This is a genomic window from Salmonella sp. SAL4457 (assembly GCF_046548235.1).
GTDB classification, from domain to species: domain Bacteria; phylum Pseudomonadota; class Gammaproteobacteria; order Enterobacterales; family Enterobacteriaceae; genus Salmonella; species Salmonella enterica.
Genome location: NZ_JBGDZO010001461.1, coordinates 1 through 231, shown reverse-complemented (window position 1 = coordinate 231; position 231 = coordinate 1). Strand labels below are relative to the sequence as shown.

1 protein-coding gene is annotated in these 231 nt (G+C 62.8%); it reads left to right on the top strand.

What is annotated here, in order from left to right:
* On the top strand, positions 1-231 hold a 231-nt coding region (amrZ, locus tag ACLJNW_RS29030), incomplete at both ends, for a transcriptional regulator AmrZ (RefSeq protein ID WP_410962142.1).

The following is a 231-nucleotide window of genomic DNA, read 5'->3' as shown; positions in this document are numbered from 1 at the left end:
GGCAACTCCTACCTACTCCAGCCGTACCGCTGACAAATTCGTCGTTCGTCTGCCCGAGGGCATGCGTGAGCAGATCGCAGAAGTCGCTCGCAGCCATCACCGCAGCATGAACTCCGAGATCATCGCCCGACTCGAGCAGAGCCTGCTCCTGGAAGGGGCGCTGCAAGACAATCTCGGTGTTCGCCTGGACAGCCCGGAACTCAGCCTGCACGAGCGCGAGCTGCTGCAGCG